At 75.3% G+C, this 13719-nt stretch carries 15 protein-coding genes; 11 read left to right on the top strand and 4 right to left on the bottom strand.

Going from position 1 to position 13719, the window contains the following annotated elements:
- Positions 1–20: 20 nt before the first annotated feature.
- From C8054_RS10860 to C8054_RS10850, 3 genes are all read left to right on the top strand, one after another.
- Positions 21–545, top strand: a complete 525-nt coding sequence (locus tag C8054_RS10860) for a DinB family protein (RefSeq protein WP_233219577.1) — start codon at positions 21–23, stop codon at positions 543–545.
- 113 nt (positions 546–658) lie between these two features.
- Positions 659–1621, top strand: coding sequence for a hypothetical protein (locus C8054_RS10855; RefSeq protein WP_107156635.1), 963 nt, complete (start codon positions 659–661; stop codon positions 1619–1621).
- A 23-nt stretch (positions 1622–1644) separates the two neighbouring features.
- Positions 1645–2352, top strand: coding sequence for a Pr6Pr family membrane protein (locus C8054_RS10850; RefSeq protein WP_199199686.1), 708 nt, complete (start codon positions 1645–1647; stop codon positions 2350–2352).
- A 20-nt stretch (positions 2353–2372) separates the two neighbouring features.
- Here C8054_RS10850 and C8054_RS10845 read toward each other — a convergent pair whose 3' ends face one another.
- Together C8054_RS10845 and C8054_RS10840 are read right to left on the bottom strand one after the other, a co-directional pair.
- Entirely contained in the window at positions 2373–4445 is a 2073-nt protein-coding gene (locus C8054_RS10845; RefSeq protein ID WP_107156634.1) for a glycogen debranching N-terminal domain-containing protein, read from the bottom strand.
- Entirely contained in the window at positions 4442–4825 is a 384-nt protein-coding gene (locus C8054_RS10840; protein WP_107156633.1) for an SCP2 sterol-binding domain-containing protein, read from the bottom strand. Before C8054_RS10840 ends, C8054_RS10845 begins: the two co-directional genes overlap by 4 nt.
- A 134-nt stretch (positions 4826–4959) precedes the next feature.
- On the opposite strand from C8054_RS10840, the gene C8054_RS10835 reads away from it, so the two are divergent.
- Positions 4960–5940: a glycoside hydrolase family 88 protein gene (locus tag C8054_RS10835; protein WP_107156632.1), complete on the top strand. Its 981-nt coding sequence runs from the start codon at positions 4960–4962 to the stop codon at positions 5938–5940.
- On the opposite strand, the gene C8054_RS10830 is transcribed toward C8054_RS10835, so the two are convergent.
- The gene (locus C8054_RS10830) at positions 5924–6433 is read right to left on the bottom strand and encodes a DinB family protein (RefSeq protein WP_107156631.1); all 510 of its coding nucleotides are present in this window, start codon (positions 6431–6433) and stop codon (positions 5924–5926) included. The genes C8054_RS10835 and C8054_RS10830 overlap by 17 nt on opposite strands.
- 88 nt (positions 6434–6521) lie before the next feature.
- Here C8054_RS10830 and C8054_RS10825 point away from each other — a divergent pair, with 88 nt between their 5' ends.
- From C8054_RS10825 to C8054_RS10805, 5 genes are all read left to right on the top strand, one after another.
- The gene (locus tag C8054_RS10825) at positions 6522–7037 is read left to right on the top strand and encodes a 2'-5' RNA ligase family protein (RefSeq protein ID WP_107156630.1); all 516 of its coding nucleotides are present in this window, start codon (positions 6522–6524) and stop codon (positions 7035–7037) included.
- A gap of 189 nt (positions 7038–7226) precedes the next feature.
- Positions 7227–8336, top strand: a complete 1110-nt coding sequence (locus C8054_RS10820; RefSeq protein ID WP_107156629.1) for a hypothetical protein — start codon at positions 7227–7229, stop codon at positions 8334–8336.
- Positions 8337–8359: 23 nt separating this feature from the next.
- The gene (locus C8054_RS10815; protein WP_107156707.1) at positions 8360–9187 is read left to right on the top strand and encodes an MEDS domain-containing protein; all 828 of its coding nucleotides are present in this window, start codon (positions 8360–8362) and stop codon (positions 9185–9187) included.
- On the top strand, positions 9184–10143 hold the full coding sequence (locus C8054_RS10810; protein WP_107156628.1) for a sensor histidine kinase: 960 nt from the start codon (positions 9184–9186) through the stop codon (positions 10141–10143). The genes C8054_RS10815 and C8054_RS10810 overlap by 4 nt, the downstream gene beginning before the upstream one ends.
- Positions 10144–10262: 119 nt before the next feature.
- On the top strand, positions 10263–11810 hold the full coding sequence (locus tag C8054_RS10805) for a hypothetical protein (protein ID WP_107156627.1): 1548 nt from the start codon (positions 10263–10265) through the stop codon (positions 11808–11810).
- A 3-nt stretch (positions 11811–11813) separates the two neighbouring features.
- Here the strand turns inward: C8054_RS10805 and C8054_RS10800 are convergent, their stop codons facing one another.
- Entirely contained in the window at positions 11814–12818 is a 1005-nt protein-coding gene (locus tag C8054_RS10800) for an NADP-dependent oxidoreductase (protein WP_107156706.1), read from the bottom strand.
- A 48-nt stretch (positions 12819–12866) separates the two neighbouring features.
- Here C8054_RS10800 and C8054_RS10795 point away from each other — a divergent pair, with 48 nt between their 5' ends.
- Both C8054_RS10795 and C8054_RS10790 read left to right on the top strand, forming a co-directional pair.
- Positions 12867–13244 (top strand): MerR family transcriptional regulator, encoded by a 378-nt coding sequence (locus tag C8054_RS10795; protein WP_107156626.1) that lies wholly within the window; start codon positions 12867–12869, stop codon positions 13242–13244.
- 78 nt (positions 13245–13322) lie between these two features.
- Complete coding sequence (locus C8054_RS10790; protein ID WP_107156625.1) at positions 13323–13697, top strand: hypothetical protein; 375 nt, start codon at positions 13323–13325, stop codon at positions 13695–13697.
- The last annotated feature ends 22 nt before the right edge of the window (positions 13698–13719 follow it).

The following is a 13719-nucleotide window of genomic DNA, read 5'->3' as shown; positions in this document are numbered from 1 at the left end:
CGATCGAAGGGACGAACGGCATGGCTGTCACGAACGACATGGCTGTCACCGACCGGGTGCCCACCGGCGAGCGGGCCGATCTGCTCGCCGCCCTGCGCCGGCACCGCGGCTTCCTGCGCCAGACCGTGGCCGGGCTCGACGACGCGCAGGCCGCCCGCCGCAGCACGGCCAGCGAGCTGTGCCTCGGCGGGATCGTCAAGCACGTGGCGATCACGGAACGGAGCTGGGCGCGCTTCGCGGCGGGCGGCGCCGAGGCGATGCGGAGCGAGCCGGTCGACTGGGCCGGCCAGTTCCGGATGGACGAGGGCGACACCCTGGCCGCGCTGCTCGCCGAGTTCGACCGGGTGGCCGCCGCGACGGACGCGCTGGTCACCACGCTCGACCTGGACGCCGCGCATCCGCTGCCCGACGAGCCGTGGTTCGAGCCGGGCGCCGCCTGGACGGTCCGCCGGGTGCTGCTGCACCTGATCGCCGAGATCGCCCAGCACGCCGGCCACGCCGACATCATCCGCGAGTCGATCGACGGCGCGAAGACCATGGGCTGACCCCACCCGTCCCCGGGGCGGGGCGGCGGCGCAGGTGAGGGTGACCGGTCTCACGCCGCCCGCCGGGTCCGGCGTGTGACGCTCCCACAGGTGGCGGCGCTGAGGGTCACGAGATGGACGCATCCCGCCTGGACCAGGAAACCGTCGAGCGACTGCTCGCCGGTTCCTCCGTCGGCGCGCAGACCGCTCCCCCCGCGCTTGTCAGGTTCCTCGACGCCGTCCGGGCGGGGCCCGACGCCGGGGAGCTCGACGGCGAGGCCGCCGCCGTCGCGGCGTTCCGGGCGAACGTCCCGGCCATCGGTCGGGCGGCCGGCATCCCGGAGCTACGGCCGGCGGCCGGCGCCCCCGGTCGACGGCCGGCGGCGGGACGCCCCGCCACCGGCGGGCGTCCGGCCCGCCGGTTCGCCGGGTTGCTGGGCGTCAAGCTCACCGTCGCCACGCTTGCCGCGTCGCTCACCGGTGGCGTCGCGCTGGCCGCGGTCACCGGCAACCTGCCCGGCACCACCCGCGACGAGACGCCACCGGTCGGCACCAGCACCGGCACCCGCCCCACGGCCCCGTCCACGCCCCCGGGCCGCCCGAGCCGTCCGGCCCCCGGTCCCACCGTCGGCGCCCCCGACCCGTCCGCCCCGGCCAGGCTCTGCGCCGCGTACCGGGCCGTCGCCGGAGCCGAGCGACGGCGCGCGCTGGGCACCCCGGCCTTCGCCGGGCTGGTCGCCACCGCCGGCGGCCCGGGCCGGGTGGCCGCCTACTGCGCCGCCCTGCTCGACGGCGCCGGTGCGCCGAGCGGCGCCGGCTCCCCGGCGTCGGGTGGCCCGAGCGGGCCGGCGGAGCACCCGACGGGCGGGCCACCGACAGGTGTCGTTCCCACCTCGGTGCCGTCCGGCCCTCCGGCCGGCACCGTACGGCCACCGACCGCCACCGCCACCGCCGGACCCCCGGTCAGCCCCACCGCCGACACCGCGCGGACACCGGCCGGTCCCGGCTCCGACACCGCGCGGACACCGGACGGCCCCGGCGCCGACCGGACGCCTGACGACGCCGCACCCGACCCGACCGGCCGGCGCGCCGGTTGACGACCGGCTGGTAACTTGCCCCGGTGACCCCGCGGCGTCGCCGACCGGCGATCCTCCTCCGCCTGGCCCTGGTGCTCGGCGTGGTGGCCGGCATCGTGCTCACCGCGCTCGGCCCGGCCACGGTGACCGGCCTGCTGCCGTACTTCACCATCCAGAGCAACGTGGCGGTCGGCGTCCTCGCCGGCTACGCCGCCTGGTGCGCGGCGCGCGACCGGCCGGAGCCGCCGAGCGCGCTCAAGGGCGCGGTGACGCTCTACATCACCATCACCGGCACGGTCTACCACCTGGTGCTGGCCAACCCGGCGAGCCCGTTCGCGATGGCCCAGCCGCACCGCGAACCGGGCGAGTGGTGGGGCAACCAACTGCTGCACACCGTGGTGCCGCTGCTCGCGATCGCCGACTGGGCGCTGTTCGACAGGCGCGGCCGGCTGCGCCCCCGGTACGCCGCCTGGTGGCTGGTGTTCCCGCTGGCGTACCTGGGGTTCGCGCTGATGCGCGGGCTCGTCGTGCACCGCTACCCGTACCCGTTCCTTGACGCCGGGCAGCTCGGCTACGACGGTGTCGGGCTCAGCGCGCTCGGCTTCGCCGCGGTGTTCTGGCTGCTGGGCCTTTTGTTCGTGGGCGTCGACCGGCTGCTCGCCCGGGCGGGTGCGGCACCGGCGGCGCCGGTGGGCGGGCCGCTGTCCCCGGCCACCGAGCCGACGACACCGGCGAACCGCGGCGCCGGCTGACACTGGCGGCTGACAGCGGGTCAGGCCGCGTCCCGGGTGCCGGCCCGCAGCCGCCGGCGGCTGTCCCGTTCCCGGCCGTACGAGTCGGCCCGCCCCCAGCGGCCCGGCACGTCGAGCAGCTCGATCCGGCCGTAGCCGGCCGGGATGGCGGGGTCCACCAGCAGGTTGTCCCCGCACGGCCGCAACCCCAGCATGACCGCGACCAGCATCAGCAGGCCGCCGGAGGCCCACGACTGCGGTCGGCCGGCGGCCGGGAGCTGCACCGGGTACTTGGTGACCCGGCGCGGGTAGCCGGCGATCACCTCCGGCACCGACCCGCCGAGCGTCTCCGCCACCCCGAGCACGCCGGCGGCGATCCGGGCGGCCTCCGCGTCGTAGCCGTAGCGACGCAGACCGGCCGCGACGAGCGCGTTGTCCGACGGCCAGACCGCGCCGAGGTGCGCGCCGACCGGGTTGTACGGCCGCTGCCCCTCGGCGTACGTGCGCACGCCCCAGCCGGAGAAGAGGTCCGGCCCGCACAGGTGGGCGGCGAGCGAGTCGGCCCGCTCGGGTTCCACGATCCCGCTCCAGAGCAGGTGCCCGAGGGCGGAGGTGAGCGCGTCGACCGGCTCCCCGTCGGGGGTGAGGGCCAGCGCGTAGTAGCCCCGCTGGGGGAGCCAGAAGTCCCGGTTGAACCGTTCCCGCAGCCGCGCCGCGTCGGCCTCCAGCCGCTCGGCGTACTCCGGGTCGTCCCAGCACTCCCGGGCCAGCCGGGCGCCCCGGATCCGCGCGTCGTACGCGTACCCCTGGAGTTCGGCGGTGGCGCGCGGGAACGGCGGCTCGACGCCGTGCCGGTCGACGATCGCCTCCGGCGAGTTGCGCCAGGTCTGGTTGGCCAGCCCGTTGACCGTGTTGCGCGGCTGGTAGCGCAGGTAGCCGTCGCCGTACGGGTCGCCGTACTCGGTCAGCCAGTTCAGCGCCATCCGGGCCGGGTGCCGCAGTTGCCGGACCAGGTCCGCGTCGCCGCTCCAGCGCTCGTACTCGTCGAGCAGGACGACGAAGAGCGGCGTGGTGTCGGCCGCCCCGTAGTAGAGCGCGGTCGGCTCCTCGTCGAACGCGGCCGCCTCGCCGTACCGCAGCTCGCCGAGGATCTTGCCGGGCTCCTCGTCGTGGTAGTCGTCGAGTTGACCGCCCTGGGCCAGCGCGAGCATCCGCAGCGTCGGCGGTGTCAGTTCGGGCGTGAACGGCAGCGTCTCCAGGCAGGTGATCAGCGCGTCGCGCCCGTACAGCGTCATCGCCCAGGGCAGCCCGCCGACCGGCACCCGCTCGGCGTACGCCAGGGGGGTGTACCGCAGCGCGGCGAGGTCGGTCAGCGCCTGCCGGTACGCGGCGGCCAGGGGTTGGCGTTCGGCGACCAGTTGCGGCGCCTGGTCGAGCCAGCGGTCCAGGTCGTCCCGCATGCTCCGCCGGACCTGCTGGCGGTGCGCCTCGATGTCGCTCCGCAGGTCCCGTTCGCCGGCGCCCTGGATGATCATCCGGACGTGCAGCTCGGTGTGCCAGGCGCCGTTCGGGTCGACCCGGATCCGGAACGTCATCCCCTGCTGGTCGACCTCGACCGGTGCGGTGCTGGAGACGCGGGTCTCCCGGGTGAACCGTCCGCGCCGGTAGCGGATCCGCAGCTCGCGCTGCTCCGAGTCGGCGGTGGCCACCGGCCGGCGCGGCGCGGGATGGCGGATCTCGGCGGTGTCGGCGAAGTCGCTGCCGATCTCCATCCGCACGATGAAGTCGGCCGGCTCGGCGGAGTGGTTCAGCACCGTGATCTGCTCGTGGAACGCCTCGCCGACGGAGCGGTGCCGGATCACCGAGACGTCCGCGTCCACGTAGTGGCTGGCGGCGCCGGGCACCAGCACGTAGCGGGTCTCGTAGTAGGTCAGGTCGTCCCGGGAGAGCGAGTGCAGCCGCTCGCCGTCGACCGTCAGGATCCACCGGGACAGGAACCGGGTGTCGAAGGAGAACAGGCCGATCGGGGCGCACGGGTGCGCCTCCATGTCGCCCTGCGCGTCGCCCATGGCGAAGGCGTTGCCGGCGAGGACGGAGACGAGTTCCTGTTTCATCGGGCCACCGGCCGGTGGGGGGAGCCGGCCACGTCCCGGGGATGCCGGGCCCCGGGCGGGCCGGGGAAGATCCGGCGCAACGTCATCAGGAGCTGGAGGTTGCCCTGCGCGCTGATGTCGTTGCGCAGCACCGCCGCGGCCAGGTGCAGGTGACCCGCGGCGATCCGGTCGAACACCTCCCGGTCGGCGTGGACCACCAGGTCCGCCTCCTCGGCCGAGCGGGCCACCCGCACGTCCTGCCGGTCGATGCTCAGGTACCAGTGTTCGGTCCGGCCGCCCTCCCGCAGGTCCAGGCGGATGGTGCCGGAGGTGGTCTCCGGCAACTCGGGGTGCCGGCCGGCCGCCCCCCGGGCGAGGTGCTCCGCGGCGGAGGTGCTCATCGGTCCTCCCTCGTGCGTCGTCGCGGCGGCCCGACGCGCGGCTCCGCCCGTGGCCGCAGCGTTCCCGCCGCCGGGGTGAGTCCAACTCACCCGGTCCGGGTGAGACGGGCCGCCGGGGTGGGTACCGGACGGGCATGTCGACGACCGCTGACGCCACCACCGACCGGGTGCTGCTCGCGCTGCTGACCATGCAGCGGGAGTCCTGGGAGCAGGGGATCACCGGGCAGGCGTTGCTCGACCTGGGCCGTCTCGACGCGGCGACGCTCGTCGCGGACGCCGCGGTGACCCGGCAACGGCCCGACGGCCGGCTCGGTGAGCTGGCCGGGTCGGTGGGCGCGGTGAACGGCGCCGCCTGCGGCGAGGTGGTCCGGCACGCCGAGACCACCACCGGCGATCCGAGGTACGCCGCCGCGCTTGACGCCCAGCTCGACTGGCTGACGCGCCGGGCCCCCCGGGACGCCGACGGCACGCTGTTCCACCTGCTGGACGGCCGGCAGGTGTGGGCCGACACGGTCTACATGGTGGTGCCGCTGCTCGCGTTGACCGGCCGGACGGAGCTGGCCGCCCTCCAGGTGACGGGGCACCGACGCCGGCTGCACGACGCGCGTACCGGCCTCTACGCGGCCCGCTGGGACGCCGACCGGGGCGAGCTGGACCGCCCGCAGCCGTGGGGCACCGGCAACGGCTGGGTGGTGGCCGGGATCGCCCGGGCGCTGCGCCTGACGTCGGACTGGCCGACCGGGACGCGCGCCGAGCTGGCCGGGCACGCCGCGGAGGTGCTGACCGCCTGCCTGCGGTACCGCACCGACGACGGCCTCTTTCCCGACGTGCTCGACGACCCCGGCGCGTTCCGCGAGGCGAACACCGCCCAACTGCTCGGCTACGCGGCGTTGACCGGGGTGGCCGACGGCTGGCTGCCGCCGTCGTGGTTCGACACCGGCGCGGAACTGCTGGCCGCTGCCGCCCGGCGGGTGGACCGGTACGGGCGGGTGACCGGCGTCAGCGGCGCGCCGGACTTCGCCGGCCCGGGCACCTCCCCCGAGGCTCAGGCGTGCTTCCTGCTCGGGCAGGCCGCGCTGGATCGCGCGCGGGCGGTGGTCAGCGCTGCCGGATGAGCCCGCGCACGTAGGCGGCCTGCCCGGCGTGCTGGAGGTCGTCGTCGAGCACGCTCACCAGCCGGACGCCGAGCGTGACCGGCGGGTCCCAGTTCTCGTCCACCACCCGGTCCAGGTCGGCCGGACGCAGCCCGCGCAGGTACGCCACGCTCCGCCGCACCACCGCCCGGTGGTAGTCGAGCAGCACGCCGCCGTTCTCCGGGCGCACGGCGGCGATCTGCTCGGGCCCGTGGCCGTAGCCGGTGTCGTCCGGATCGGGCCGCAGGCCGCACCGGCCCGCCCAGTCGCCGGTGACCCAGAGCTGCCGCTCGCCGAGCAGGTCGGCGACGTGGTGGTCCTGGATCCGGGTCAGGTGCCAGACGAGCCAGCCCACCGGGTTCGCCCCGTCCGCCGGGGCGTGCCGCAGCTGTTCCGGGTCGAGCCCGTCGAGGGCCCCGGCGACCAGGTCCGGCAGTCGCCCGTACGCCTCGGTCAGCAGGTCGTTCACGTCCACGTGGCCTCACTCCCCCACCGTCTCGTGCCGTCCCCCGGGGCAGTACCGCCCAGCGGGGGCGGCAAACCTCGCCGCCTAGGGTGGTCGGGTGGTCGCGGCGCTGGAGCTGTATCTGGACACCGACGCCTCCCGGCGGATCCGGGTGTTGTGGGACCTGCTGGAGTCCGAGGGGGTGCCGAGCATGCGGTCGCTGCTCGCGCAGCGGCACCGCCCGCACGTCTCGCTGGCCGTCGCGCCCCGCCTCGACCCGGAACGGGTGGCCGCGGCGCTCGCCGGGACGGTGGTGGCCGCGCCGCTGCGCCTGGAGTTCCAGCACGCCGGCCAGTTCGTCGGACGGGTGCTCTGGCTCGGGCCGGCGCCCACCTCGGAGCTGCTGGCCCACCACGCCGTGGTGTACGAACGGCTGGCCCGGGCTGGCGTCGACGTGGTGGAGCACTACCGGCCGGGGCGCTGGGTGCCGCACTGCACGCTCTCCATGCGGGTGCCGAACCCGCTGATGGCCGCCGCGGTGCGTCGCTGCCTGGAGGTGCTGCCGCTGACCGCCACCGTGGTCGGCGCCGCCGTGACCGACCACGCCCGCGACATCGCCCGGCCCCTTCCCTGATCCCGCGCTCTCCCCCACTCCCGCGGGCGGCGGACCGCCGGAGCGGAGGCCGGGTTTCGCGCCATCTGCGCCCACCCGTGGCGATTCGCGCCGAACCGGGGCAAGCTGGTGAAAGCGCAGGTCAGAGCCTTTCTGGCCACCCGAGGACGTGCGGCCGGAGCGCTAACGAGCCCACCGAAGGAGACCGCGATGGCCGCACCCGTGATCCGTTCCGTCACCGCCACCCGGACCGTCCTGCTGCCCGGGCAGTCGACCACCGTACGGGTCGACGCCTACCACCCCGACTCACGGCTGCTCACCGTCGCCGGCCGGGTCAGCGACCCCACCGGCGCCGCCTGGGACGTCCCGGTCCGGGTGGACCTGAGCGTCCCGCTGACCATCCAGCTCACCAGCACGTCGCCCGGCGTGACGGTCACCCCGAACGGGACCGACCCGACCAGCTTCACGGTCACCGTCCTGGCCGGCCGGGGTCCGGTCACGGTGACCGCGACGGCGCGGGACGCCGCCGGCCGCACCGGCGCCGGCACCCTCACGCTGACGGTGCCGCTGCTGGTCGGGATGAGCGCCGAGAAGGGGGCCCGGACCCGGCAGGTGGTCGCCGACTATCCGGACATCCGCTACATGCGCGACTACGGCACCGACGGCCCGGACGCGGACGCGTTGCCGGAGCTGCCCGCGCTGGACGCCGGCAAGTTCGTCGACGCGCCGTCGGCCGTCATGCACGTCTCCTGGAAGGACGACGTCGAGCAGTTGGCGGGCTGGCTCGACGGCGCACGCCGGCCGATCTACCTGACCTGGTACCACGAACCGATGGGCGACGTGACGCCGGCGACGTACCGGGCCACCGCGGCCCGGGTGACCCAGCTCGTGGCCGGGCACCCCAACCGGCGCTGGGTGCTCGGGCACGGCCCGATCGTCACCCGCTACTGGCTGGACGAGGGCGGCGGCAATCCGGCCGACTGGGCCTATCCGGGCATGACGCACTACGGCGTGGACTGCTTCTCGCGGGACACCGCCGCGTACTGGCCCGCCTCCCGGATGTTCGGGGTGGCCTTCGGCAAGGTGCGTGCCGCCTGTCCCGGCGTCCGGCTGCTGGTGCCCGAGTACGGGCTGAGCCGGACCACCGCCGACACCACCGGCGCCGGCCGGGCACAGGCGGTCCGGGACCACGTGGGCTGGCTGCGTCAGCAGACCGACGTGGACGCGATCGCGTACTGGAACAACTGGGCCGAGTTCGCGCTGGGTGACCCACCCCTCGACGCCACCGCCTGGCGCGATCTCCAGTTCGTCGCGGCATAGGATGGGCCGATGAGGTGGAGCCGGTGACCGACGGGGGCGTGACGGACCCGGGCCACGGCCATGCCTGCCTCGCCTACGACGACCCGGCGGTGTTCCACGCCTGGGCGGTCGAGCAGGTCACCACCGGTCTCGCCGCGGGCGAGCAGGTCTGGCTGGTCGGTCCGGAGGAGGCCGACACCGTGGCCCGACGACTGGCCTCGGTGCCCGGCTTCGACGCCGCGCGGCGACGCGGCGCGGTCCGGCTGTTCCCGGTCGGCCACGCCTACCGCCACGACGAGGTCGTCGACCCGGAGCGGCAGGTGCAGGCATACGTGCGGGCCACCACCGAGGCGCTGGCCGCCGGCCACACCGGCCTGCGGGTGCTGGCCGAGGCGACCGGCCTGGTCCGCACCGTCGCGCAGCGCGACGCGTTCGCCCGCTACGAGCACCGCATCGACCACTGGATGCGGCACCGGCCGATGTCGGCGGTCTGCGCCTACGACCGTCGGGTGCTCGGCGACGCGGCGATCGCGGAGCTGGCCTGCATGCATCCGGAGACCAACACCGACGTGCCGTTCCGGTTGTACGCCGGCGGCGGTGACGCGGTGGTGGCGCTCGGCGGCGAGCTGGACCCGACCGCCCACCGGCTCTTCGCCGCCGCGCTGGAGCGGGCCGATCCGCGCCCGACGGCCGGGCGGCTGGTGTTCGACGCGACAGGGCTGCGCTTCCTCGACCACCGCAGCCTGCTGCACCTGCGCGACCACGCCCGTCGGCACGACGCGGTCGCGGTGCTGCGCACCCGCCGGCCGGCCGCGGCACGGCTGGCCGAGCTGCTGGGCCTGACCGAGGTACGGGTGGAGGTGGTCCGGTGAGGACCGGCGCGGCCGCCGGCCACGTGGGCTACTTCCACGAGGCCCTCCTCTACGACTCCGACGAGGAGTTGCTGGCCGTGGCGCTGCCGTTCCTGTTGGGCGGCATCGAGGCCGGCGAACGCGTGGCGGTGAGCCTGGACGCGCCGCATGCCGAGCTGGTGCGCCGGGCGCTGCCCGTCGGCGCGGACGTCACCTACCTGCCCGGCGGGGACGTCTACGCCCGGCCCGCCGCGGCGATCCGGGCCTATCGGGAGTGGTTCGCTTCGGCCACGCTGGGCCGGACGCAGCTCCGGATGGTCGGCGAGCTGCCACCGGCGCTGCTCGGCGCGACTTGGGACGCGTGGGCCCGCTACGAGTCGGCGATCAACCACGCCTACGACGACTTCCCGGTCTGGGGCATCTGCGCCTACGACCGGCGAGTCGTGCCGCCGCACGTGCTGGCCGACGTGATGCGTACCCATCCCCGGATCGCCCGGCCGGACGGCAGCCACGAGCCGACCGGCGCCTACACCGAGCCGGCGACCTATCTGGCCGAGTGCCGGCCGGCCCCGCTGGACCCGCTCCAGCAGACCGCGCCACTGGTCGAGCTGACCGATCCGACGCCGGCCCACGCCCGCGAGGCGGTACGCGCCGCCGACCCCGGGCACCTTCCGCCCGACGGCGTCGAGGACCTGGTGATGGCCGTCAGCGAGGTGGTGTGCAACGCGACGCGGCACGGGACGCCACCGGTGCGCCTGCGGTTGTGGTGCGCGGCGGACCGGATGGTGGTGAGCGTCCACGACCTGGGCGCCGGCCCCAAGGACCCGTACGCCGGGCTGCTGCCGGCCGGTGACGGCACCGAAGGTGGCCTGGGGCTGTGGATCAGCCACCAGAGTTGCGACCACGTGACGCACCACCGGGACGCCGACGGTTTCACCATCCGCCTGACGGCGGGGAATCCGCACTTCCCGGCCTGACCGTCGGACCGACCGGCGGGCCGGGGGCGGGGCGGGGCGAGCGCCGCGCGCGCACACGGTACCGTTGCGCCTCATCGTGCCCCGCGGCCTGGCGCTGGCGAACCGACGGAGGATGGCGCATGTCCAACGGTGAGGAACCGTTCGCACCCCACGACGACGTGTCCGCGCGACCGCGGTTCGACCCGGCGCTGCGCGGCTACGACAAACGGCAGGTCGACCGGTACGTCGAGCAGATGGACGGCGAGATCGGCGCGTTGACCGCCGCCCGGGACCGGGCGTACGCCCAGATCCGTGACCTGACCACGCAGGTGCAGCGGGCGCAGGCCGAGACGGTCGAGCTGCGCGACCGTCCGACGGCGGTGGACCGGGCGTCGTTCCGCGACCTCGGCCCGATGGTCGACCAGATCCTCGACCTGGCCGAGAAGCAGGCCGGTCAGATCACCGAGATGGCCACCAAGCGCGCCGACGACTTCCAGGCCCAGGCCGAGCGGGTGCTGACCGCGGCCCAGGAGCAGGCCGCCCGGGACCGGCGCGAGCTGGAGGAGGAGCTGTCCAGCCGCCGGGCCGAGCGGGAGCGGGCCGACGAGGAGCGCCGGGTCGCCGCGCAGGCGGAGCTGGCCGCGGTCCGGGAGCTGGCGGAGAAGCTGCGCGCCGAGGGTCAGGCCGTGCACGACCGGGCCCAGCAGGAGGCGAAGCGGATCAGCGAGCAGACCACGCAGCAGGTCGAGCAGGCCCGGTCCGCCTCCGAGGCGCTGGTGAAGGCCGCCCGCACCCAGATCCAGCAAGAGGTGCAGGCCAACCGGAGCAAGGCCCAGCAGGAGCTGGCCCAGTGGCAGGCGACCATGGCCCGCGAGCTGGACGAGCGGCGGGCCGCGGCCGAGCAGGAGTTGGCCGACCGGGCGACGGCCGCCGAGCGGGACATCGCCGCGCTGGTCGCCGAGGCCCAGCAGTACGCCACCGAGGTGCGTGAGCGGGCCGACGAGGAGACCGCGGCGCACCAGGTGCAGCTCACCGCCGTGCAGCGGGAGATCCAGCAGCGGCAGGAGGCGTTGACCCAGCTCAAGAGCGAGCTGGAGAGCGTCGGCAAGCAGTTGGAGCAGGCCCGTGGGGAGATCACCACGATCGAGCGGGCCGGCGCCGAGCTGGAGGAGCGGCTGGTCGGCGTACGCCGGGACCTGACCGCCGAGACCAAGCGGCTGGACGAGGCGCGGCGCGCGGCGGAGCTGGCCGAGCAGCACGCCAAGGAGACGCGGGCCCGGGTGCAGCGGGAGGCCAAGCGGGTGGCGGACCTGGCCGCGGCGGCGGTGATGGCGGCCGCCGCGGGTGGTGGCGAGACCGCCGAGTATCCGCAGGTGGCGGCGCGGCTGATGGGGACCGTCACGGCGGCGACCGAGCCGGCGCCGGTCGAGCGGACCGACGCCGACCGGACCGACGTCGAGCGGGCGGAGGTCGAGCGGGCGGACGCCGAGCGGGACGAGAACGACCGGCCCCGGGCCGGGCGCGCGGAGGCCGAGCGGGACGACGTCGACCGGCCGCGCGCCGAGCCGTTCATCGAGCGGCTGGACGGGCCGAGCTTCGACGCGTTCGCGGTGCGGACGCCGGCGCCCCGCGCGGTGCCCGAGGCGGAGATCACCGGGCCGGACACCGGCGTCCGCGCCCCGGCCTGACGGTCAGGCGACGCCGTCCGCGGCGGGCTCGTCGTCGAGCGTGACGACGAGCTTGCCGGTGACCCGGCCGGTGTCGGCGCGCGCGTGCGCGGCAGCCAGCTCGGACAGTGGATAGGTCCGCTCGATGTGGACCGTGAGCTGTCCCGCGTCGACGAGGTCGCGGATCGTGTCGAGCGGCCGGGCCAGGTCTGTCCCGCCCAGCCAGCGGTACCGTCGGCCTCGTCGGTGCGCCTGCTGTTCCGTGACGCCCGGGTCCAGCGCGGCACCGAGCAGCAGGCCGTCCGGGCGGAGCGCGTCGAGCGACAGTCCTCCGTAGTCGCCGCCGACCAGGTCGAGGACGACGTCCACGTCGCGGGCGACGCGGCGGAAGTCGGTGCGGGTGTAGTCGACGGGTTCGTGCACGCCGAGGTCGCGCAGGAACCGGTGGTGCGCGGTGCGGGCCGTGCCGAACACGTACGCGCCGCGTTGCCGGGCGAGCTGGACCGCGAGGTGGCCGACCCCGCCGGCGGCGGCGTGGATCAGGATCCGTTGGCCGGGGCGCAGGTCCGCGTACTCGACGACGGCGAGGAGCGCGGTGCGCGCCGCGACCGGCAGCGCTGCCGCCGTCGGGTGGTCCACGGTGGCGGGTCGGGCCGCCAGGCTCGCCTCCGGCACCGAGACGATCTCCGCGTACGTGCCGATGAAGTGGATGCCGTAGACCTCGTCCCCGACCCGGAACCGGCCGTCCGGCGCGGCCTCGACGACGGTGCCGGACAGGTCCGAGCCGAGGACCAGTGGGGGCGGACCGAGTTCGGGCACGAGCCCGCGGCGGATCTTCGTCTCGCCCCGGTTGACCGACGCCGCGTGCACCCGGACCAGCGCGTGTCCGGGTGCCCGGACGGGTCGGGGCACCCGGACCGTGCGCAGCACGTCGGGTCCGCCGAACCGGGTGACGACGCCGGCGCGGATCAGGTCGGGCCCGGGCGGCGGGCCCGGCGGGGCGGCGGATCCGGGAGGTTGAGTGGCCATGGCCAGCACCGTAAAGTCTCACATCGATGTGAGAGTCAAGGAGTCGCCGTGCGGATCGGTGAGCTGTCCCGGCGGACCGGAATTCCGGTGCGGATGCTGCGGTACTACGAGGAGCGCGGGCTGCTGACCCCGGAGCGCGCCCCGAGCGGCTACCGGCGGTACGCCGAGGCGGATGTGGACCGGGCCACGCTGGTCAGCAGCCTGATCAGGTCGGGGCTGCCGACCCGGCTGATCCTGCCGTTGCTTCGCGACCCGTACGGCCCGGTGGCCGGCGGCACGCCGGGCGACGAGGGGGGCGAGATGGTCGCGCTCTTCACCGCCGAGCTGGCCCGCCTCGACGACCGGATCGCGTGCATGAGCCTCAGCCGGGACGCGGTACGCCGACACCTGCGACTGCGGCGCGCTCGGGCGCGGGCGGAGCGCTGATCCCGACACCCTTGCCACCCGCGTTTGCGATATGCAAATATGTGGATCAATTTGCCGCCTCGACTTCGGGGGTTCGACATGCGGAAAGCGTCCTCGATCGGCGCGGCGGCGCTCCTGACCGTCGCCGCGGCGGGGGTCGCGGTGGTGGGCACGGCGGCGCCGGCCAGCGCGAGCTGCAGCCACTCCCACTCCAACGTGGACACCAAGTTCGGCCAGCTCTTCAACGCCACCAACGTCAACATCCGCAGCGGCCCGCACACCACCTGCGCTTCCCTGGGCTACGGCCAGCTCAGCCACAACGTCGACTTCCACTGCTTCGCCAGCGGCGACCGGGTCAGCGCGAACGGGCACACCACCTACACCTGGACCTACCTGCGGGACACCACCACCGGTGTCTCCGGCTGGGTCGCCGACGCGCTGCTCGACAACCTCGGCGGCAACGTCGCCTGCTGAACGGGTCCCCGCGACGCGGGTC

The sequence above is a fragment of the Micromonospora sp. RP3T genome (assembly GCF_003027925.1).
Classification (GTDB): Bacteria; Actinomycetota; Actinomycetes; order Mycobacteriales; family Micromonosporaceae; genus Micromonospora.
This window is presented reverse-complemented; position numbering and strand designations above follow the sequence as displayed.

What these genes read in the sequence shown, in the direction of transcription:
- C8054_RS10805 (WP_107156627.1), top strand. Translation starts at nt 10,263, where the DNA reads ATGTCCAACGGTGAGGAACCGTTCGCACCCCACGACGACGTGTCCGCG.
- C8054_RS10790 (WP_107156625.1), top strand. Translation starts at nt 13,323, where the DNA reads ATGCGGAAAGCGTCCTCGATCGGCGCGGCGGCGCTCCTGACCGTCGCC.
- C8054_RS10860 (WP_233219577.1), top strand. Translation starts at nt 21, where the DNA reads ATGGCTGTCACGAACGACATGGCTGTCACCGACCGGGTGCCCACCGGC.
- C8054_RS10800 (WP_107156706.1), bottom strand. Translation starts at nt 12,818, where the DNA reads ATGGCCACTCAACCTCCCGGATCCGCCGCCCCGCCGGGCCCGCCGCCC.
- C8054_RS10855 (WP_107156635.1), top strand. Translation starts at nt 659, where the DNA reads ATGGACGCATCCCGCCTGGACCAGGAAACCGTCGAGCGACTGCTCGCC.
- C8054_RS10820 (WP_107156629.1), top strand. Translation starts at nt 7,227, where the DNA reads ATGGCCGCACCCGTGATCCGTTCCGTCACCGCCACCCGGACCGTCCTG.
- C8054_RS10845 (WP_107156634.1), bottom strand. Translation starts at nt 4,445, where the DNA reads ATGAAACAGGAACTCGTCTCCGTCCTCGCCGGCAACGCCTTCGCCATG.
- C8054_RS10840 (WP_107156633.1), bottom strand. Translation starts at nt 4,825, where the DNA reads ATGAGCACCTCCGCCGCGGAGCACCTCGCCCGGGGGGCGGCCGGCCGG.
- C8054_RS10835 (WP_107156632.1), top strand. Translation starts at nt 4,960, where the DNA reads ATGTCGACGACCGCTGACGCCACCACCGACCGGGTGCTGCTCGCGCTG.